Below are 19,095 nucleotides of genomic sequence, written 5' to 3' on the forward strand. Positions count from 1 at the left end.
GAGCGATTCGTCGTGACCATCACCCAGCCCGACCTCAGTGTCTTCGAGACCCTCGAATCCGAGGTACGCAGCTACTGCCGTGGCTGGCCCGCCATCTTCGACCGTGCGCAGGGCAGCCGCATGTACGACGAGGACGGCCATGAGTACCTCGACTTCTTCGCCGGAGCGGGGTCGCTGAACTACGGCCACAACAACCCGGTGCTGAAACGGGCGCTGATCGACTACCTGGAGCGCGACGGCATCACGCACGGGCTCGACATGTCGACCACCGCCAAGCGGGCCTTCCTGGAGTCCTTCCAGAACCTGGTCCTGCGGCCGCGCGACCTGCCGTACAAGGTCATGTTCCCGGGCCCGACCGGCACCAACGCCGTGGAGGCCGCGCTGAAGCTGGCGCGGAAGGTGAAGGGGCGCGAGTCGATCGTGTCGTTCACCAACGCCTTCCACGGCATGTCGCTCGGCTCGCTCGCCGTGACCGGCAACGCCTTCAAGCGGGCCGGCGCCGGCATCCCGCTGGTGCACGGCACGCCGATGCCCTTCGACAACTACTTCGAAGGCACGGTGGCGGACTTCCTCTGGTTCGAGCGGCTCCTGGAGGACCAGGGCTCGGGCCTGAACAAGCCCGCCGCGGTGATCGTGGAGACCGTGCAGGGCGAGGGCGGCATCAACGTGGCGCGCCCGGAGTGGCTGCGCGCGCTGTCCGAGCTGTGCGAGCGGCAGGACATGCTGCTCATCGTCGACGACATCCAGATGGGCTGCGGACGGACCGGTGCCTTCTTCTCGTTCGAGGAGGCGGGCATCACCCCCGACATCGTCACCGTCTCCAAGTCCATCAGCGGCTACGGCATGCCCATGTCGCTGTGCCTGTTCAAGCCCGAGCTGGACATCTGGGAGCCGGGCGAGCACAACGGCACCTTCCGCGGCAACAACCCCGCCTTCGTGACGGCCACCGCCACGCTGGAGGCGTACTGGGCGGACGGGTCCGTGATGGAGAAGCAGACCCGCGCCCGCGGCGAGCAGGTCGAGCAGGCCTTCATCTCCATCACCGAGGAGAACCTCGCCGACGTGAAGGAGTACCGGGGCCGCGGGCTCGTCTGGGGCCTGGAGTTCCACGACAAGGACCGGGCCGGACGGGTCGCCAAGCGCGCGTTCGAACTCGGCCTGCTCATCGAGACGTCGGGCCCGGAGAGCGAGGTCGTGAAACTGCTTCCGGCGCTCACCATCACGCCCGACGAACTGGACCGGGGCCTGAGCGTCCTGGCCCGGGCCGTACGCGAAACGGCCTGATTCAACCGACACATCCGTCATCCATCTAGGAGGCATCGCAGCACCGTGATCGTCCGTTCGTTCAAGGACATCGAAGGCACCGACCGGCATGTGAAGGCCGAGTCCGGCACCTGGGAGAGCAAACGCATCGTCCTCGCCAAGGAGAGGGTCGGCTTCTCCCTGCATGAGACGACCCTGTACGCGGGTACGGAGACGTCGATGTGGTACGCGAACCACATCGAGGCCGTCGTGTGCGTCGAGGGCGAGGCCGAGCTCACCGACAACGAGACCGGGCAGAAGTACACCATCACGCCCGGGACCATGTACCTGCTCGACGGCCACGAGCGGCACACGATGCGGATCAAGGAGGACTTCCGCTGCATCTGTGTCTTCAACCCGCCCGTGACCGGACGGGAGGATCACGACGAGAACGGCGTCTATCCGCTGCTCACCGAGCCCGAGGAGGTGTGACATCACCATGACCACCACCACGCACAGCACCACATCCAGTACCACGGTCACGGACCTCTACCCCAGCCGCGGCGCCACCGAGGTGGCGATCCCGCGTCAGGACCCGGTCGTCTGGTCCGCGCCCGGGGCGGTCGGCCCGATTCCGGGTCCCGACCTCCAGTCGTTCGAGCGCGACGGCTTCCTCGGCATCGACCAGCTCATCGGGGCCGACGAGGTAGGCGTGTACCACCGGGAGTTGGAGCGGCTCGTCACGGATCCGGGGATCCGCGCCGACGAACGCTCGATCGTCGAGCCGACGTCCCAGGAGATCCGGACCGTCTTCGAGGTGCACAAGATCAGCGAGGTGTTCGCGAACCTCGTGCACGACGAGCGGATCGTCGGCCGGGCCCGGCAGATCCTCGGCTCCGACGTGTACGTCCACCAGTCGCGGATCAACGTCAAGCCGGGCTTCGGAGCCAGCGGCTTCTACTGGCACTCCGACTTCGAGACCTGGCACGCCGAGGACGGTCTGCCGAACATGCGGACGGTCTCGGTGTCGATCGCGCTCACCGAGAACTACGACACCAACGGCGGTCTCATGATCATGCCGGGGTCGCACCACACGTTTCTCGGGTGCGCGGGGGCCACGCCGAAGGACAACTACAAGAAGTCCCTGCAGATGCAGGACGCGGGCACGCCGTCCGACGAGGCGCTGACCAAGATGGCGTCCGAGTACGGCATCAAGCTGTTCACCGGCAAGGCCGGTTCGGCGACCTGGTTCGACTGCAACTGCATGCACGGCTCGGGCGACAACATCACGCCGTTCCCCCGCAGCAACGTGTTCATCGTGTTCAACAGCGTGGAGAACAAGGCCGTCGAGCCGTTCGCGGCTCCGGTGCGACGACCGGAGTTCATTGGCGCGAGGGACTTCACGCCGGTGCGGTAGACCCGGAGACTCGTGGAGCGGGCGGTGTCACAGGTGGGGCGGCTTACAGCCACGCCAGTGACGCCGCCCGCTCCAGTACGTTCCGTACGGCCGCCTCGTCTCCGGTGGCAGCCCGCGGCACCTCGTCGGGCGTGTGCCGTCCGCCGACGAGGAGGCAGAAGTCGACCGGGTCCAGGGTGAGTTCGGCCCGGACGGGCTCGGCGTCGGAGCCCAGCACCCACTGATCGCCGCCGGTGACCGTGAACAGCACCGGCGGCGCGCCGGGTCCGAGGGCCAGGCCGAGGAGGCGGACGGCGAGCCGGACCAGCTGCCACAGGTGCGCGGCGGGCGGCGGCGGGACGGGCAGACCGAGGGCGCGGCCGATGTCGTCGGTGTGGATCCACACCTCGAAGGCGCGCACCAGGAAGTGCTCGGCGACCGGCAGCCGGATTCCCATCAACGTCAGTGCCCGCGCGGCCCGTTCGGGATCGCCGGCCTCGGGCGTGGCGAGCAGCGCGTCCGCCTGCGCGGCCCAGTCGGCGACGGTCTCCTCGGGTGTACGGCCGTGCTCGTGGGCGATGACGGCGGCGGTACGCCGGTTCCAGGCGTCCTCCCACCCCGGCCCCGCGTCGGCGGCCGGGGCGGACGGCAGCCGGGCGGCGACACCGAGCCGGGCGGCGAGTGGTTCGTCGGCGGCGAGGAGATGCGCGAGAGTCGCGTGCACGTCCCAGTCGTGCACCACCGGGGTCCCCCACCGCCGGTCCGCCTCGGGCAACAGCGCCCTCAGCCCGGCCACGGCGGCGGCGTAGGGCGCGGCGTGCTGGGCCACGCGGGGAGCGGCGGGGCGGGCGCGCAGGGCGCCGGCGAGCACACCGTCGGCGGGCCGCGCGGGCACACCGTTCGAGGGTGGTCCCTCCAGCAGCCGTACCGTCTCCCGCAGCCGTTCCGCCTCCGCCGCGCAGCTCTCGCACACGGTCAGATGAGGGGGAACCGTCTTCTCGTCGGCCGGTTCCAGGGCGCCGAAGGCCCAGGCGGCCAGCAGGTCCCGTATGCCGTCGTGGTCCGCGGTCACCACACACCTCCGTCCCTGTTCGCCATCATGCGCCTCTTTCCCGCGCCGGGTCGGGTGGGTCGGCCAATGTCTCGGCCAGGGTGCGCAGCGCCGTGCGCAGGCGGGTCTTGGCGGTGCCCTCGGGGATGCCGAGTTCGACGGCGGCCTGCCGGTAGGTACGGCCCGCGAAGTAGGCCAGGTGGACCACCTCCCGTTGTGGCTGCGGGAGTTCGGCGAGGGCGGAGTGCAGGAGCAGGGAGCGTTCCCGGTCGACGACCGTCTCGTCGGGTCCGGGGCCCGCGTCGGCGATCGCGTGCAGCGCGTCGTCGTCGGCGCGGGTGTCCTTGCGGTGCCTGGCCTCGCCACGCACCCAGTCGACGGCCCGCCGGTGGGCGAGCACGGACAGCCAGGTGCGCAGGCTGCCCCGGCGCGCGTCGAAGGCGTACGGCCTGCTCCACAGTTGGGCGAAGACCTCCTGTGCCACGTCGTCGGCGGCGCCCGGACTACGGGTGACCCGCACGGCGACGGCCCGCACCAGCGCACCGTACGCCGTGTACACCTCGGCCAGCGCGGACTCGTCGCCGTACACCAGCCGCCGGTGCAGCTCCGCGTCGGCGCACGGTTCGACGGATGTCTTGCCCATGGACTCCAACGGCACCACCACCCCTGGTGCCTTTCCTAGCGTCCCTGCCCGGCCCGCGCCAGTGATTCAGGAAGACAGGGCCTCCAGCAGCCGGTCGACGTCGTCGGATGTGTTGTACAGGTGGAAGGAGGCACGCAGGTTGCCCGCGCGGTTGGCGGTCTGGATCCCGGCGCTGCTCAACTGGGGCCGACGGTGGCCGAGTTCGGGGACCGAGACGATCGCCGAGCCGGGAGCGGGCACGGGCTGGTGGCCGAGGGCGGCGAGTCCGCTGCGGAAGCGGTCGGCGAGGGCGAGGTCGTGGGCGTGTACGGCGTCGACGCCGAGTTCCTCGACGAGTTCGAGGGAGCGGCGCATCCCGGCGTAGGCGGCCAGGTCGAAAGGCAGGTCGAACCGGCGGGCGGAGTGGGCGAGTTCGGCGAGGGGGCCGTAGCAGCTGTCCCAGGGGTTCTCCCCCGCCACCCAGCCGGCCAGGATCGGCGTGATCCCGCCGAAGTCCTCCGGTACGACGAGGAAGGCCACCCCGTGCGGGCCGAGCAGCCACTTGTAGCTGACGGTGACGGTGTAGTCGTACGCGTCGGCCTCCATCGGCAGCCATCCGGCGGACTGGGAGACGTCCACGTAGGTGCGGGCGCCGTGCTCGCGGGCCGCCTCCCGGAGCGCGGGCAGGTCGGCGATCCGGCCGTCGGCGGACTGTGTGGAGCTGACCGCGACCAGTTCGGTGCCCGGGCGGACGGACTCGGCGAGCCGGTCCACGGGCACGGCGCGCACCTTGAGGTCGCCGCGGGCGTGGAAGGGGTTCACGACGGAGGCGAAGTCGCCCTCGGCGGTGAGGACTTCGGCGCCCGCGGGCAGCGAGGCGGCGACCACCCCGGTGTGGGCGGTGACCGAGGACCCGGCCGCGACCCGGCCGACCGGGACTCCGGCCAGCCGGGCGAAGACGGCCCGGGCGGTCTCCACGTCCTCGTACAGCGAGTCCAGCGGCCTGCCGTCGGCCCGCATCAGCGCCGCCTCCTGGAGGGCGGCCACGGTACGGGCGGGGAGCAGCCCGTTGCTCGCGGTGTTCAGATAGATGTTCTTCGGGGCGAACTCGGTGCTCACGAGGCTCTCGAAGGTCTCCATGAGACCACTGTGAGCCACCGGCCACCCCTCGTCCATCACTGGTGTCCGCGGGGATCGGCCAAGCGATCCTTATACGTCAGCCCCGACCTGCACACCTTTCCGGCCCCGACCTGCAAACCTCTCGGCACCGCGGCACGGCTCAGTGCTGCGGTACCGCGCACCCGTCCGGCCCGCACGCCTGCGCGCCGCCCTCGTCGATCAGCTTCAGCGGTGCGTGCTCGCCCCACGCCTCGGTCAGCGCCTGCGCGAAGACCTCGGTGGGCTGGGCGCCGGAGACACCGTACTTGCGGTCGAGGACGAAGAAGGGCACCCCGTTCGCCCCGAGCTGGGCGGCCTCCCGCTCGTCGGCGCGGACGTCGTCGGCGTACGCGGTCGGGTCGGCGAGGACCGCGCGGACGGCGTCGGCGTCCAGGCCCGCGGCGACGGCCAGCTCGACCAGCCGCTCGTCGCCCTCGGAGAAGACGGACCGCTGCTCGGCGAAGTTGGCCGTGTAGAAGGCCTGGACGAGCTCGTCCTGCCTGCCCTGCTCCTTGGCGAGGTGGAGCAGCCGGTGCATGTCGAAGGTGTTGCCGTGGTCGCGGTCCCGGGTGCGGTACTCCAGCCCCTCGGCGGCGGCCTGCGCGCCCAGGTTCTCCTCGCCGGCCTGGGCCTGTGCCTCGCTCATGCCGTACTTCTTGGTGAGCATCGCGAGCACCGGCTGGACGTCACCCTTGGCGCGGCCCGGGTCCAGCTCGAAGGACCGGTGCACCACCTCGACCCGGTCGCGGTGCGGGAAGGCCTCCAGCGCCTTGTCGAAACGGGCCTTTCCGACGTAGCACCAGGGGCAGGCGATGTCCGTCCAGATCTCGACGCGCATGGTCTCGGCTCTTTCCAGGTCGTGCGGGTACGGAGGCCCCCTCCGCCGAGAGCGTGAACGTTCAAACAGAGTGGTTCATTCCCGGGTGCCGGCATGGCTGACGGCACTGCTGACGCCATAGCGCAGGAAGAGGTGGTGATCGCCGTCGGCCGGCGGGTTCTCCGGGTCGGGGATCCAGCCCTGCCGGGCGTAGAAGGCCTGGGCCCGTCGGTTGTCCATGTGCACGTCGAGCACGGCGGTGCGCCTGCGGTCGGCCCGCCACTGCTCCACGCAGGCCGTGTGCAGGGCCGTACCGATACCGGCGCGCCAGTGGTCGGGGTCGACATGGAACTGGAACAGCTTGACCGTGTCCGCGGGGGTGTCCTCGGGGGTGCGGAAGGAGGCGAGGCCGACGATCCGGGCGTGCTCGACCGCACACAGCACGTGCCCGTCGGGCCGCTCCACGGCCGCCCGCCAGCCGGCGAGCCAGTCGGTGCCGTCGTCCGGGATCCCGTCCGGATAGTAGGTCGCCCGGGCCCGCGCGTGCAGCGCGGTGACGGCCTCGGCCTCGGCGGGCAGGACGGTGCGGATCACCAGACTTCCGGTCACGCGTGCGTTGATCATGCAGCGGAAGACGTGCCGCCCACGGACGTGGTTCCCAGGCGGCTGAACTGCGCCCGGTAGGCGCTCGGGGTCAGTCCGGTCCGCCGCACCACATGGACGCGCAGCGAGTCGGCGGTGCCGAGGCCGCAGGCGCGGGCCACCTGGTCCATGGGCAGGGTGGTGGTCTCCAGGAGCTCCTTCGCCCGCTCGATGCGCTGGTGGAGCAGCCACTGCAGCGGACTCACCCCGCTCTCCGCGTGGAAGCGCCGGGTGAGGGTGCGCACGGAGACGCCCGAGTGCCGGGCCAACTCGGTCAGGGTGAGCGGCTTGTCCAGGTTGCGCATGGCCCAGCCGCGGGTGTCGGCACACGCGGTGCCGCGCTCGGGCGGCAGCGGGGTCTGGGTGAACTGCGTCTGGCCGCCCGGGCGTACCGGGGCGACGAGGGCGAGCCGGGCGACCTCGTTGGCGACGGCGGCTCCGTAGTCGGTGCGGATGAGGTGCAGGCACAGGTCGATGCCGGCGGCGTAGCCGGACGCCGTCAGATACGGCCCGTCCTGCACGTAGAGCACGTCCGCGCAGAGTTCGACCTGCGGGTACCGCATGCGCAGTTCCTCGGCGTGCGCCCAGTACGTCGTGGCCTTACGGCCCTGGAGCAGGCCCGCCTCGGCGAGCTGGAAGGCGCCGGTGCACAGGGCCGCGATGCGCTTGCCGGCGGCGGCCGCCTCACGGATGGCGGCCACGATCCGCGCCTCCGGCTCGAACGGCGCACCGGTGCCCGCCACGAGCACCGTGTCCGCGTCCCGCACGGCGTCCAGGCCGTGCCGTACGTGCAGGTCGAGGCCGCCGGTGGTGGGCAGAGGGCCGGGCTCGGCCGCACAGATGACCACCTCGTACCCCGGCCGCCCGTCCCGCTCGACCTTGCCGAAGAGCATCTCCGGGATGGCGAGGTTGAACATCGAGACGGGCGAGGGCGCGATGACCGCGATGCGGTGCGGGCTGAGCTGCTCGGGCATGGCCAGAACCTCCGGGCATATGGCATTGCGGCCACTACTGTATGTCGGCGGGGATCCGCAGCATGGAGTCATGGCCACGAACCAGTCCCTGCACCCCGACCGACTCGCCCGTCCCGAGGGCGAGTTGGGGCCCAGGCGACCCTCCTCCGCGCTCACCCTCACCGCCGCCCTGCTCGGCTTCGCGCTGATCTGTCTCGACGCGTCCGTGGTGAACGTGGCGCTGCCCGCGATCGGTTCCTCCCTCGACGCCGGCATGTCCGGCCTGCAGTGGGTGGTGGACGCCTACACGCTGGCCTTCGCCGCGCTGATGCTGTCCACCGGGGCGTTCTCGGACCGGGCGGGGGCGAGCCGGGCGTACGCGATCGGCACCACCGTGTTCACGCTCGCCTCGGTGGCCTGCGGACTGGCTCCGAACCTGCCGGCCCTGATCGGTGCCCGGGTGCTGCAGGGGGTGGCGGCGGCCGTCGTGCTCCCGGCCTCGCTGGCGCTGGTGCGGCAGGCGTACACCGATCCGGCCCGGCGGGCTCGTGCGGTGGCGCTGTGGGCGGCCGGTGGTTCGGTGGCGGTGGCGCTGGGTCCGGTGGCGGGCGGCGCGCTGACCTCGGCCTGGGACTGGCGCGGGATCTTCTTCGTCAATCTGCCGGTGGGGGTGGTGATCCTCGCCCTGCTCGTCCGGGCCCCGCGATCGGAGCGCCGTCCGGCACCGCTGGATCTGCCCGGCCAGGTGACGGCGGTGCTGGCCCTGACGGCTCTGGCGTTCGCGGTGATCGAGGGCGGGACGGAGGGCTGGGCGGCGGGAGCGGTGGCCGTCGTCGCCGCGGTCGCGTTCCTGCGGATCGAGGCGCGCACGAAGCACCCGGTCGTCCCCCTCGGTCTCTTCCGGGACCGGACCGTGGTCGCGACGGTCGCGGCGGGAGCGGCGGTCAGCGTGGCCTTCTACAGCATGGTGTTCGTCTTCTCGCTCTTCTTCCAGCAGGTGCAGGGCCGTTCCGCGCTGGCCGCCGGACTGATGTTCCTGCCGATGACCGGACTGATCGCGGTGACGAACGTGGCGGCCGGCAAGCTCGCCGGCCGCCACGGCCCCCGGCTGCCCATGCTCGTCGGGCAGGGGCTGGCCGTCGCGGGGCTGCTCGGGCTGCTGTACGTCGACGCGGGCACCCCGCCGGCTCTGGTGGCCGTGCTCCTCGTACCGATGGCGCTGGGCTGCGCGCTGACGGTGCCGCCGCTGACCGCCGCGATGATGGACGCCGTGCCCGCCGAACGGGCGGGCCTGGCGGCCGGGGTGCTCAACGCGGCGCGGCAGGTGTCCGGGGGGCTGGGCATCGCCGTCTTCGGGACGCTGGTCTCCGACGGGTTCGTCGGGGGGATGCGGCTGAGCCTGGCCATCAGCGCGGCCCTGCTCGTGGTGACGTTCGCCCTCAGCTGCCGTCTCGCAGGTCGTCCGGCCAGGTAGGCCGGAACTCGATGTGGTCGTACGTCACGACGCACCCCGCACCCATCGGCGACTGCGTCATGAAGCCGACGAGGGCGGCGCCGGTCTCCTCCTCCTCTCCGAGGGTGAAGAGCCGGACGAAGGTCCAGCGCTCACCGTCCCGGGAGGCGTGGAAGGCGAAGGCCCGCCCGGTGCGGCTCACCCGCAGCCATACGGAACTGCCGTCCACGGCGAAGGAGTTGGCGTCGTCCGAGTGCCCTCGGGTGACCACCGTGCAGACGGTGGGCACGTCCGGGGAGTACTCCAGACACAGCTTCGCCCACGCCCGCTCACCGACATGGACGTACAGCACCCCGGCGTCGAAGCTTCCGGCGAACCCGACCGTGACCCGGGCGATCAGCTGGAAGTCGCCTTCGGGCGCCCCGAGCAGCCGGGGCGCGTCGGAGGCCGGGTCCAGCCCCTCGCCCGTGGGCGGTACGAAGCGGTCCTGGCGGGGTCCGGCCCATCCGGTGAGGACACCGTCCTCGTGGGACCAGTTACCTTCGGGACCGTAGGTACGCAGGAGGAAGGGGAGTTCGGGAAGTTTGACGTCCATCCTCAGAGTTTCCCAGTTTCCCCTTCTCCGCGCGGGCGTTGTGCGATCAGCGTTCGAGGCTGCCGTTGAAACGTCGGGGCAGCCCGAGCGGGTTGTCGTCCCGCAGTTCCGCGGGCAGCAGTGCCCCGGGCGCGTTCTGGTACGCCACCGGCCGCAGCCACCGCTCGATCGCCGTACCGCCGACGGAGGTCGACGTGGAGGTCGTGGCCGGGTACGGCCCTCCGTGGTGCTGGGCCGGCGCCACGGCGACACCCGTCGGCCACCCGTTGACCAGCACCCGGCCGGCCAGCGGGGTCAGCTCCGCCAGGATCTCCGCGCCGCGTCCCTCACCGGCCGCCTCCTCCTGCGACAGATGAACCGTCGCGGTGAGGTTGCCCGGCAGGCGGGAGAGCACGGCCTGTGCCTGGGCGTCGTCGTCGTAGCGGGCCACGACCGTCACCGGACCGAAGCACTCCTCCAGGAGGAGGTCGTAGGCACCCTCGGTGGCCAGCTTGTCCGCCGCCACGGTCAGGAAGCCCGCGCTCACCGTGTGCTCGCCGCCCGCGCCCGGCGTCACCGGGGAGTCGACGTCGGGGAGTTCGACGCGCTCGGCCACGCCGGCGACGAAGTTGTCCCGCATGCGATGGTCGAGGAGGACCCCGGCCTCGGTGTTGCTGACGGCGTCGGTCAGGGACTTCAGCAGGCGGTCTCCGGACGCGCCGGACGGCGCGAGGACGAGGCCCGGCTTCACACAGAACTGGCCGACGCCCAGCGTCATCGAACCGGCGAGGCCCTCGCCGATCGCCTCGGCCCGTTCGGCGGCCGCCGCCTCCGTGATCACGACGGGGTTGAGCGACCCCAGCTCGCCGTGGAACGGGATCGGCACCGGCCGCGCGGCCGCCGCGTCGAACAGCGCGCGGCCGCCCCGGACGGATCCGGTGAAGCCCGCCGCGGCGATCAGCGGGTGCTTGATCAGCTCGATGCCCGCATCGAAGCCGTGCACGAGACCCACGACACCCTCGGGGATGTCGTGCCCGGCGGCGGCCCGGCGGAGCACGGACGCGACCAGCTCGGACAGCGCCGGGTGGTCGGGGTGCGACTTGACGACGACCGGGGAGCCCGCGGCCAGCGCGCTCGCGGTGTCGCCGCCGGCGACCGAGAAGGCGAAGGGGAAGTTGGAGGCCGAGTAGACGGCGACCACACCGAGCGGCACCTTGTAGCGGCGCAGATCCGGGATCGGCGGCGTCGCGGTGTCGTCGGGGTGGTTGATGACGACGTCGAGGAAGGCGCCCTCGTCGACGATGTCCGCGAAGGCCCGCAGCTGGTAGCAGGTGCGGGCGAGTTCGCCGGTCAGCCGTACCGGACCGAGCGCGGTCTCGGCGTCGGCGGCCTCGACGAGGTGGTCCTTGGCCGCCTCCAGAGCGTCGGCGGCGGAACGCAGGAAGGCCGAGCGCACGGCCCGGTCGGCCAGCGAGCCGCGCGCGGCGTGCGCGGCGCGGACAGTGGCGTCCACCTCCTGGGCCGTGGCCTCCACCGCAACCTGTTCACGCTGCTTCCCGGTTCGGGGGTCGACACTCCAGACTGGTGCTGCTGCCACCGCGGGTCCCTCCAGGTATGTCTTGCGCTGTAATGCCGCAGTATCTGGGATCCACCAGGCCGTTCGATATACTGAACGCTGTCTCTGGTGGTGAATATGCTGTTGGAGACTATTTCCCGTCGAACGAAGGGGTCAAGGGCGATGTCGGCAGCCGAGACAGGCGGCGGGGCGCAGGTCAAGTCCGCGGTACGGACCGTAGAACTGCTCGAGTACTTCGCCGGACGCCCCGGCATGCATTCCCTGGCGGCGGTCCAGGAGGCCGTCGGATATCCCAAGTCCAGTCTGTACATGCTACTGCGCACACTGGTGGAGCTGGGCTGGGTGGAGACGGACGCCACGGGCACGCGGTACGGCATCGGCGTACGGGCGCTGCTGGTGGGCACCTCGTACATCGACGGCGACGAGGTGGTCGCGGCCGCCCGGCCGACCCTGGACCGTCTCTCGGACGACACCACGGAGACCATCCACCTGGCCCGTCTGGACGGCACCAACGTCGTCTACCTCGCCACCCGCCAGTCGCAGCACTACCTGCGCCCCTTCACCCGGGTCGGCCGCCGGCTGCCCGCGCACTCGACCTCCCTCGGCAAGGCGCTGCTGAGCACCTACCCGGACGAGCAGGTCCGCAAGATGCTCCCGGAGACACTGCCGGCGCTCACCGAGCACACGATCACCGACCGGGAGAAGCTCATCGAGGAGCTGCACCAGATCAGAGAGCAGGGCTTCTCCGTCGACCGCGAGGAGAACACGCTGGGCCTGCGCTGCTTCGGCGTGGCGATCCCCTACCGCACGCCCGCGCGGGACGCGATCAGCTGCTCCGTGCCGGTGGCCCGGCTGACCCCCGCCCATGAACAGATGGTGAAGGACGCCCTGTTCGACGCCCGTGACCGGCTCACGCTCGCCACCCGGAGGCTCTGAACCGATGGAGATCGAACTCCGCGAGGTCCACGACAGCGACCTGCCGGTCTTCTTCCGGCAGATGAACGACCCGGAGTCCGTCCGCATGGCGGCCTTCACCCCGAAGGATCCGGCCGACCGGGACGCCTTCGACGCCCTCTGGAAGAAGATCCGCGCCTCGGACGCCGTCGCCCGGACGGTGCTGGCCGACGGTGACGTGATCGGCAGCGCGGCGGTGTACGGGGACCCGGGCGAGCGCGAGGTGACGTACTGGGTGGACCGCGCGTACTGGGGGCGGGGCGTGGCCACCGCGGCCCTGCGTCTGCTGGTGGCCGAGGTGCCGGAACGCCCGCTGTACGCCCGCGCGGCCGCCGACAACGAGGGCTCCCTGCGCGTCCTGGAGAAGTGCGGCTTCCGGACGGCGGCACGGGCGCGGGGCTTCGCGAACGCGCGCCGCGAGGAGATCGACGAGGTCGTGCTGACCCTGCGGGAGTGAGGACCGCCGCCCGCCGGACGGCGTTCGGTGACGCCCCATGTGTACATGAACGTCCGATGAGAAATCCGGCGGAAGGGGAACGATCCGATCGTCCTCGCTCGTCTTTCAGAGCGGGATGAACAAGACGATCAGGCGCGCCTCCGTCTTCACGCTGCTCCTGGTGCTCGCCCTGCTGGTCCGGGCGACCTGGGTGCAGTTCTACGACGGCCGGGCGCTCGCGGACGACAAGGACAACCGGCGCAACGCGATCGAGACGTACGCGGAGCCGCTCGGGAACATCATCGTGGCCGGAAAGTCGATCACCGGTTCCGCGCAGACGAAGGGCAGCGACCTCAGGTACAAGCGCACCTACACCGACGGCCCGTTGTACGCGGCGGTGACGGGCTATGCCTCGCAGGCATACGCGCCCACCCAGCTGGAGGGCGTCTACCAGGATCTCCTCAACGGCACGGACGACCGGCTGAAGACGGTCATGGACACGGTCACCAACGAGCGGGCCGAGCCCGGCAACGTGGTGACGACGGTCGATCCGGACGTGCAGAAGGCGGCGTACGACACGCTCGGCGACAAGAAGGGCGCGGCCGTCGCGATCGACCCGAGCACGGGCAGGATTCTCGCGGTCGTGTCGACGCCGTCGTACGACCCCTCCTCGCTCACCGACGCCAACACCGCGGGTACGGCCTGGGGAAAGCTGACCAAGGACTCCGACAAGCCGCTGACCAACCGGGCGCTGCGCCAGCCGCTGCCGCCGGGCTCCACGTTCAAGCTGGTCGTGGCGGCGACCGCGCTGGAGGACGGGCTGTACTCGTCGGTGGACAAGAAGACGGACAGCCCGAACCCGTACAAGCTGCCGCAGTCGAACAGTGTCCTGGCGAACGAGAACCCGTCGGCGCCCTGCGAGAACGCCACGATCCGGGTGGCCCTGGAGTACTCCTGCAACAACGTCTTCGCGAAGATGGCCGTCGACCTGGGTGAGGACAAGGTCCGGGCGACGGCGAAGAAGTTCGGCTTCGACGACGCGACGCAGGACATACCGGTGCGCGCCTACGAGAGCGTGTATCCGAAGGACATGGACGAGGCGCAGACGGCCCTGTCGGGCATCGGCCAGTTCGATGTGACGGCGACGCCGCTGCAGATGGCCATGGTGTCGGCGGCCATAGCCAACGACGGCAAGCTGGTCTCGCCGCATATGGTTTCGCAGATCACCGACAACGGTGGTGACGTCCTGAAGAACTTCGACGACGACACGGACAGCAAGGAGATCGTCAGCTCCTCCACCGCCGAGCAGTTGCAGTCGGCGATGCGGACGGTCGTCGAGGAGGGCACCGGGACGAACGCCCGGATCCCCGGTGCGATCGTGGGCGGCAAGACCGGCACCGCCCAGCACGGCGAGAACAACAGCCAGACGCCGTATGCCTGGTTCACCTCGTACGGCAAGGCCGGCGGCAAGGAGGTCGCCGTGGCGGTGGTCGTGGAGCAGTCGAACGCGGCGCGTTCGGAGGTCAGCGGCAACGGGCTGGCGGCGCCGGTGGCCAAGGCCGTGATGGAAGCGGCGCTGAAGAAGTAGACGCGTCACTGAGGAAGTGGAAGCGGCGCTGAGGAACGGGCGGAAGCCCCGGCGCCTTGCCGGGGCCCGCTCTCACTTCACGCCGAGGATCTGCTCGATCGGGTCGATCGCGAAGTACACCAGGAACAGCGCGGCCGTGCCCCACAGCAGCCAGTGGATCTCCTTGGCCTTGCCGAGGACCGTCTTGAGCAGGACGTAGGCGACGAAGCCGGCGCCGATGCCGTTGGTGATGGAGTAGGTGAACGGCATCACGGCGATGGTCAGGAACGCCGGGATGGCGATCTCGTACTTGTCCCAGTCGATGTTCTTGACCTGGGTCATCATCAGGAAGCCGACGGCGACGAGGGCCGGGGCCGCCGCCTGGAGCGGGACGATGGTGAGCAGCGGGGTCAGGAACAGGGCCAGGCCGAACAGAGTGCCGGTGACCAGGTTGGAGAAGCCGGTGCGCGAGCCCTCGCCGACACCGGCCGCCGACTCGATGTAGGAGGTGGCGGAGGAGGACGAGGCCGCGCCGCCCGCGACCGCCGCCGCGCCGTCGATGAGCAGCACCCGCCCGATGTTGGGCACCCTGCCCTCCTCGTCCAGCAGTCCGGCCTCGGCGCTGATGCCGACCACCGTGCCCATGGTGTCGAAGAAGTCGGACAGGATCAGCGTGAAGACCAGCAGGACGACGGTGATGGCGCTGGTCTGACCGAAGGCGCCGAACAGACTGAAGTGGCCGATGAGGCCGAAGTCGGGTGAGGCGACGACGTCGTCCGGGACCTTCGGCGTGGTCAGGCCCCAGGTCTTGATGTCGGCGATCGAGTCGATGACGATCGCGACGACCGTCATGGTCACGATGCTGATGAGGATGGCGCCCTTGACCTTGCGGGCGAGCAGTCCGATCGTCAGCAGCACCCCGAGGCAGAAGACCAGGATCGGCCACCCGGTCAGGGTGCCGGTGCCGCCGAGCTGGACCGGGACGGTGGTGCCCGCCACGTCGGGGATCCGGCTGACGAACCCGGCGTCGACGAAGCCGATGAAGGCGATGAACAGACCGATGCCGACGCTGATCGCCTGCTTCAGCGACTGCGGGATGGCGTGCATGACCGCCTCGCGCAGCCCGGTCACCACCAGCACGCAGATGAGCAGGCCTTCAAGGACGATGAGGCCCATCGCGTCGTCCCAGCTCATCAGCGGGGCGATCTGGAAGGCGACGACCGCGTTCAGTCCGAGGCCGGCGGCGAGCGCGAGGGGAAGGTTGCCGCCGATGCCCATGATGATCGTCATCACGGCGGCCACCAGGGCGGTCGCGGTGGTCAGCTGGACGGCATCCAGCTGGTGGCCGAACTTGTCCTTCGCGCTGCCGAGGATGATGGGATTCAGGACAAGGATGTAGGCCATCGTGAAGAAGGTGGCGAGGCCGCCGCGTATCTCCCGGCCGAGGGTGGACCCCCGCTCGGAGATCCTGAAGAACCGGTCGACGCCGTTCGCCCCTGGTGGTGGGCTACTTGGCCGGTCGGTCGGCTGCTGCGTCACGGACATGGTTGCTGCTCCTTGTTGCCTGAATGATCGGTGTGCGGATGCTGGCTGGATTGTTCCTGCGTTGAACCGGTCTCAGGTTTTCTCCGTGTTACGGAATCAGGGTCGCGCCGGTCAGACGGTATTCGAAGACCCGTACGAACCATGTGCACGATCACTGCTACGCTTCCGGATCTCGAACCGGCCGACGCCGGATGATCACATGTCATTCACATGACACGCACGGCCATCCGTATGCCGGATGCCCGAGTCGCCGTGAGGAGAGGTCGCCCGTGGGCACAGTCGTCGACGACGCAGCCTCCGTGGAGTTCCACGACTTCTTCGAGCGTCACTACGCCGAACTGTCCCGTCTCGCGCATCTGCTGACCGGTGAGGCGGACGCCGCCGACGATCTGGCTGCGGACGCCCTGCTGGCGTTGTGGCACCGCTGGGACCGGGTACGCGCGGCCGATCATCCGGCGGCGTACGCCCGCGGCGTCGTCGCCAACCTGGCCCGCACCCGGATCCGCAGTGCCGTCCGGGAGCGGCGACGCGTCGCGTTGTTCTGGTCGCAGCGCGAGGAGAGGACCGAGAACCCGGACGTGGCGGGCGTGGTCGACGTGCAGGAGGCGTTGCGTAGACTCCCGTTCCGCAAACGCGCCTGCGTGGTGCTGCGGCACGCCTTCGACCTCTCGGAGAAGGACACCGCGCTCACCCTGGGCGTCTCGGTCGGTACGGTGAAGAGCCAGACCTCCAAGGGAATGGCCGAACTGCAGCGGTTGCTCGGGACACCGGCAGCTCCGCAGAGGGTGCACGCGGCGATGGTGCGCACCGGTGACGCCGGAGGAAGGACCCGATGACCATGCGGCGGGACGTGCACGACGAGCTGCGCGCCCGGCTGCACGAGACGGCCGGGGCACACGAGCCCGACCGCGCGCGCATCCTGGCCCGGGTCGAGCGCGGGATGACCGAACAGATGCGCACGGACCGTCGGGAGACCCGTCCGCCGTTCGGCTGGGCGCGGGTGGTCAGCGCCACCGCCGCGGTCGCGTGTGTCCTCGGCGTCGGCGGCTACGCGGTCGCCTCCGCGGTCAGGGACGAGGCTCCCGCTCAGCAGGCGGTCGACGTCTCGCCGACGCCCACACCGTCGCCGGACGCGACGAGCAGCGCGCCCGCCCCGCCGGCGGATCCGACGCCGAGCACCTCGCGGAAGCCCGACGCGTCGAGCAAGTCGCCCACGCGGTCGCCGAGTTCCACCCCGACCACGCCGCCGTCGGTCTCCGGCACCGAGGACGGCCCGCTGTGGTCGGACGGTTCGGTGGACCCGCACAGCAACGAGTTCTGGGCGCAGAGCAACGTCACCCTGAGGACGAGCGAGAAACTCACCGCGCTCACCGTCCGGTTGAAGGTCAGGCAGACGGGCGGGGTCACCTCGGCGGGCGCCTGGCGGTCCGCGCCCGAGGACGACTTCACGGCGACGGTCGCCGAGCGGGACGGCTTCCTCGTCTACACCTGGGCGCTCAAGCAGGGCCGTACGGTGTGGCCGGGCGAGTGGGTGTTCGCGGGCCAGTACGACCACGACCGCGGCGGCCGGAACGCGAAGGACGACGGCTACGCGGTCACCGGCACCGCGGGCGGCGGGCAGCGTGCCGTGGGCGGCGATTTCGCCGCCCACGAGGACGACGAGGGCGACTCATGAGAAAGTCCCGCGGACGCGGCAACCCTTGCCTCATCGGTGGCGACCGGGAAGTGTGACCCTTGGATGCCGGCCTGGCCAAAGCCCCCCTTTGGGCCAGACCGGAAGCACTGGTCGAGCCCCCCTCGGCCGGTCACGAAGACGCCCTCGCCGGTGACGACCGGCGGGGGCGTTTCGTCCCGCGAACCACGCTCAGTTCATGGTGGCGCCGATGGTGGTGGACCCGGTGGTCAAAAACGTGGTGGCCGGCAGGGCCCCGTCCGGCTTCCGGGCCCCGTACGCCGACGTCGCGTCGGTCGACCTGAAGGCGGGCGCGGTGACACCGCTGTCCCAGTTGTTCGCCGCGGAGACGGTGGCCGAACTCAGCTTGGACAGCCCGCCGTTGTTGCCCACCGCCAGGTTCCGGGCGAGCCGGGCCCTCCCCGTGGCGAAGTAGAAGCCCGCCTCGGCATTCGCGTAGGCCGTGTTCCGGTTGAGTACGATCGCGCCCGGGTTGGAGTTGTCGGTGAACCCGTGCAAGGTGTTGTCCCAGGCCGCGTTGCGGTTGACGACATGCGCGACGGTGACGCCCCCGCCGCCCAGCTTGAACCCGTTCCCGTTGCCCTCGAACGCGGAGTCCCCCCACCGGTTGCGGCCGTTGCCGAAGGCCCACGTGCGCTCGACGGTGACCGGCGAGGAGAACTGCCACAGGTCGAGGCCGTCGTCGGAGTTGTCGTACAACCGCGCCCCGGTGATCCGGTTGCCCGTGCCGGAGCCGAACTTCACCGCGATCCCGTCGGCGTTCTGCCCGTGCCCCGCGGGGTCGTAGTTGCCGTGACTGTCCAGGTTCCGCACGAGGTTGCCGGTCGTGCCGTCGCCGCGCAGCGTGAAGCCGGAGTCGCCGTTGTCGGCGGTGACCAGGTTCCTGAAGACACCGCCCACTGAGGACGTGGCCACGAAGCCCTGTGCCGGGGAGTTCTGGAAGGTGAGGTTCTGCACGGTCCAGTAGTCGCCGTAGATCCCGGCCAGCCAGGAGCCGTCGGGCAGCTCGGCCCCGTCGATCCGCACCTTCTCGGTGCCGTACGCCCGCAACGTGATCCGGGCCGAACCGGTGCCGTCGGCCGTGGACTTGAGGGTGGCGGTCGGGAAGTAGGTGCCCGCGCGGACCTCGATGACGGTGCCGGCGACCGCGTTCCTGAACGCCGACTCCAGCTGAGCGGTGGTGGACACGGTGACCGTCGTCGAGGCGGCCTGCGCTCCGCCCCCCGAGAGGCCGAGGTAGACGCCACCCGCCCCCGCGGTGACGGACACCGCCGCGGCGATCGAGAGGGTCCGTGTCCTGCGGTGACGTCCGGTGCCAAGACGCACGGGGCCGTTCCTTTCCTGGGGGATGGGAGGCGAAACGGGCCGGAGGGGCCGCCCCGGCCCGTTTCTGGGATCTGGTCGCCACCGCTGACC

Annotated in this window: 19 protein-coding genes; 9 read left to right on the plus strand and 10 right to left on the minus strand. The window is 70.6% G+C overall.

All coding sequences use genetic code 11. From position 1 onward, the window contains the following. Positions 1–12 precede the first annotated feature (12 nt). Genes ectB through thpD form a run of 3 tightly spaced genes read left to right on the plus strand, consistent with a single transcriptional unit; the run spans position 13 to position 2,659 of the window. A complete protein-coding gene (ectB, locus tag AB0H86_RS38925) occupies positions 13–1,284 on the plus strand; it encodes a diaminobutyrate--2-oxoglutarate transaminase (RefSeq protein ID WP_362449932.1) in 1,272 nt (423 codons plus the stop codon). A gap of 45 nt (positions 1,285–1,329) precedes the next feature. After that, positions 1,330–1,734: an ectoine synthase gene (locus AB0H86_RS38930; RefSeq protein WP_362449934.1), complete on the plus strand. Its 405-nt coding sequence runs from the start codon at positions 1,330–1,332 to the stop codon at positions 1,732–1,734. Positions 1,735–1,741: 7 nt separating this feature from the next. Continuing rightward, the gene (gene thpD, locus AB0H86_RS38935) at positions 1,742–2,659 is read left to right on the plus strand and encodes an ectoine hydroxylase (protein ID WP_362449936.1); all 918 of its coding nucleotides are present in this window, start codon (positions 1,742–1,744) and stop codon (positions 2,657–2,659) included. A 43-nt stretch (positions 2,660–2,702) separates the two neighbouring features. On the opposite strand, the gene AB0H86_RS38940 is transcribed toward thpD, so the two are convergent. From AB0H86_RS38940 to AB0H86_RS38965, 6 genes are all read right to left on the minus strand, one after another. Continuing rightward, positions 2,703–3,710, minus strand: coding sequence for a maleylpyruvate isomerase family mycothiol-dependent enzyme (locus AB0H86_RS38940; protein WP_362449938.1), 1,008 nt, complete (start codon positions 3,708–3,710; stop codon positions 2,703–2,705). Positions 3,711–3,735: 25 nt separating this feature from the next. Beyond that, positions 3,736–4,332 carry a sigma-70 family RNA polymerase sigma factor gene (locus AB0H86_RS38945; RefSeq protein WP_362449940.1) on the minus strand — a complete coding sequence of 199 codons (597 nt, stop codon included), beginning with the start codon at positions 4,330–4,332 and terminating at the stop codon, positions 3,736–3,738. A gap of 66 nt (positions 4,333–4,398) precedes the next feature. Next, positions 4,399–5,451, minus strand: coding sequence for an aminotransferase class V-fold PLP-dependent enzyme (locus tag AB0H86_RS38950; RefSeq protein ID WP_362449942.1), 1,053 nt, complete (start codon positions 5,449–5,451; stop codon positions 4,399–4,401). A 139-nt stretch (positions 5,452–5,590) separates the two neighbouring features. Then, the gene (locus AB0H86_RS38955) at positions 5,591–6,307 is read right to left on the minus strand and encodes a DsbA family oxidoreductase (RefSeq protein WP_362449944.1); all 717 of its coding nucleotides are present in this window, start codon (positions 6,305–6,307) and stop codon (positions 5,591–5,593) included. A 75-nt stretch (positions 6,308–6,382) separates the two neighbouring features. Further along, positions 6,383–6,910, minus strand: a complete 528-nt coding sequence (locus AB0H86_RS38960; protein WP_362449946.1) for a GNAT family N-acetyltransferase — start codon at positions 6,908–6,910, stop codon at positions 6,383–6,385. Further along, positions 6,907–7,902 carry a helix-turn-helix domain-containing protein gene (locus tag AB0H86_RS38965; RefSeq protein WP_362449947.1) on the minus strand — a complete coding sequence of 332 codons (996 nt, stop codon included), beginning with the start codon at positions 7,900–7,902 and terminating at the stop codon, positions 6,907–6,909. Before AB0H86_RS38965 ends, AB0H86_RS38960 begins: the two co-directional genes overlap by 4 nt. A gap of 70 nt (positions 7,903–7,972) precedes the next feature. On the opposite strand from AB0H86_RS38965, the gene AB0H86_RS38970 reads away from it, so the two are divergent. After that, positions 7,973–9,355 (plus strand): MFS transporter, encoded by a 1,383-nt coding sequence (locus AB0H86_RS38970; protein ID WP_362449949.1) that lies wholly within the window; start codon positions 7,973–7,975, stop codon positions 9,353–9,355. On the opposite strand, the gene AB0H86_RS38975 is transcribed toward AB0H86_RS38970, so the two are convergent. Together AB0H86_RS38975 and AB0H86_RS38980 are read right to left on the minus strand one after the other, a co-directional pair. Next, a complete protein-coding gene (locus AB0H86_RS38975; protein WP_362449951.1) occupies positions 9,321–9,929 on the minus strand; it encodes a DUF1349 domain-containing protein in 609 nt (202 codons plus the stop codon). The two genes, AB0H86_RS38970 and AB0H86_RS38975, sit on opposite strands and share 35 nt — an antisense overlap. Positions 9,930–9,975: 46 nt before the next feature. Then, the gene (locus tag AB0H86_RS38980; RefSeq protein WP_362449953.1) at positions 9,976–11,505 is read right to left on the minus strand and encodes an aldehyde dehydrogenase (NADP(+)); all 1,530 of its coding nucleotides are present in this window, start codon (positions 11,503–11,505) and stop codon (positions 9,976–9,978) included. A gap of 141 nt (positions 11,506–11,646) precedes the next feature. Here AB0H86_RS38980 and AB0H86_RS38985 point away from each other — a divergent pair, with 141 nt between their 5' ends. From AB0H86_RS38985 to AB0H86_RS38995, 3 genes are all read left to right on the plus strand, one after another. Next, on the plus strand, positions 11,647–12,420 hold the full coding sequence (locus AB0H86_RS38985) for an IclR family transcriptional regulator (protein ID WP_356776745.1): 774 nt from the start codon (positions 11,647–11,649) through the stop codon (positions 12,418–12,420). A gap of 4 nt (positions 12,421–12,424) precedes the next feature. Continuing rightward, on the plus strand, positions 12,425–12,895 hold the full coding sequence (locus tag AB0H86_RS38990) for a GNAT family N-acetyltransferase (protein ID WP_362449955.1): 471 nt from the start codon (positions 12,425–12,427) through the stop codon (positions 12,893–12,895). A 115-nt stretch (positions 12,896–13,010) separates the two neighbouring features. After that, complete coding sequence (locus tag AB0H86_RS38995; protein WP_362449957.1) at positions 13,011–14,462, plus strand: penicillin-binding transpeptidase domain-containing protein; 1,452 nt, start codon at positions 13,011–13,013, stop codon at positions 14,460–14,462. 72 nt (positions 14,463–14,534) lie between these two features. On the opposite strand, the gene AB0H86_RS39000 is transcribed toward AB0H86_RS38995, so the two are convergent. After that, positions 14,535–15,986: an NCS2 family permease gene (locus AB0H86_RS39000; protein ID WP_362449959.1), complete on the minus strand. Its 1,452-nt coding sequence runs from the start codon at positions 15,984–15,986 to the stop codon at positions 14,535–14,537. A gap of 269 nt (positions 15,987–16,255) precedes the next feature. Here AB0H86_RS39000 and AB0H86_RS39005 point away from each other — a divergent pair, with 269 nt between their 5' ends. Both AB0H86_RS39005 and AB0H86_RS39010 read left to right on the plus strand, forming a co-directional pair. Beyond that, positions 16,256–16,822 (plus strand): SigE family RNA polymerase sigma factor, encoded by a 567-nt coding sequence (locus tag AB0H86_RS39005; RefSeq protein WP_362449961.1) that lies wholly within the window; start codon positions 16,256–16,258, stop codon positions 16,820–16,822. Next, positions 16,819–17,661: a hypothetical protein gene (locus tag AB0H86_RS39010; protein ID WP_362449963.1), complete on the plus strand. Its 843-nt coding sequence runs from the start codon at positions 16,819–16,821 to the stop codon at positions 17,659–17,661. The genes AB0H86_RS39005 and AB0H86_RS39010 overlap by 4 nt, the downstream gene beginning before the upstream one ends. Before the next feature lie 189 nt (positions 17,662–17,850). Here AB0H86_RS39010 and AB0H86_RS39015 read toward each other — a convergent pair whose 3' ends face one another. Continuing rightward, a complete protein-coding gene (locus AB0H86_RS39015) occupies positions 17,851–19,005 on the minus strand; it encodes a right-handed parallel beta-helix repeat-containing protein (protein ID WP_362449964.1) in 1,155 nt (384 codons plus the stop codon). Positions 19,006–19,095: the final 90 nt, after the last annotated feature.

Source organism: Streptomyces sp. NPDC050997 (assembly GCF_040660135.1).
Lineage (GTDB): Bacteria > Actinomycetota > Actinomycetes > Streptomycetales > Streptomycetaceae > Streptomyces.

Excerpts from the sequence above, each read along its gene's own strand:
- AB0H86_RS39000 (WP_362449959.1), bottom strand. The coding sequence starts at position 15,986 with ATGTCCGTGACGCAGCAGCCGACCGACCGGCCAAGTAGCCCACCACCA.
- AB0H86_RS38975 (WP_362449951.1), bottom strand. The coding sequence starts at position 9,929 with ATGGACGTCAAACTTCCCGAACTCCCCTTCCTCCTGCGTACCTACGGT.
- AB0H86_RS38995 (WP_362449957.1), top strand. The coding sequence starts at position 13,011 with ATGAACAAGACGATCAGGCGCGCCTCCGTCTTCACGCTGCTCCTGGTG.
- AB0H86_RS38970 (WP_362449949.1), top strand. The coding sequence starts at position 7,973 with ATGGCCACGAACCAGTCCCTGCACCCCGACCGACTCGCCCGTCCCGAG.
- thpD (WP_362449936.1), top strand. The coding sequence starts at position 1,742 with ATGACCACCACCACGCACAGCACCACATCCAGTACCACGGTCACGGAC.
- AB0H86_RS38985 (WP_356776745.1), top strand. The coding sequence starts at position 11,647 with ATGTCGGCAGCCGAGACAGGCGGCGGGGCGCAGGTCAAGTCCGCGGTA.
- AB0H86_RS38960 (WP_362449946.1), bottom strand. The coding sequence starts at position 6,910 with ATGATCAACGCACGCGTGACCGGAAGTCTGGTGATCCGCACCGTCCTG.
- AB0H86_RS38990 (WP_362449955.1), top strand. The coding sequence starts at position 12,425 with ATGGAGATCGAACTCCGCGAGGTCCACGACAGCGACCTGCCGGTCTTC.
- AB0H86_RS38965 (WP_362449947.1), bottom strand. The coding sequence starts at position 7,902 with ATGCCCGAGCAGCTCAGCCCGCACCGCATCGCGGTCATCGCGCCCTCG.
- AB0H86_RS39010 (WP_362449963.1), top strand. The coding sequence starts at position 16,819 with ATGACCATGCGGCGGGACGTGCACGACGAGCTGCGCGCCCGGCTGCAC.
- AB0H86_RS38950 (WP_362449942.1), bottom strand. The coding sequence starts at position 5,451 with ATGGAGACCTTCGAGAGCCTCGTGAGCACCGAGTTCGCCCCGAAGAAC.
- AB0H86_RS38955 (WP_362449944.1), bottom strand. The coding sequence starts at position 6,307 with ATGCGCGTCGAGATCTGGACGGACATCGCCTGCCCCTGGTGCTACGTC.
- AB0H86_RS38945 (WP_362449940.1), bottom strand. The coding sequence starts at position 4,332 with ATGGGCAAGACATCCGTCGAACCGTGCGCCGACGCGGAGCTGCACCGG.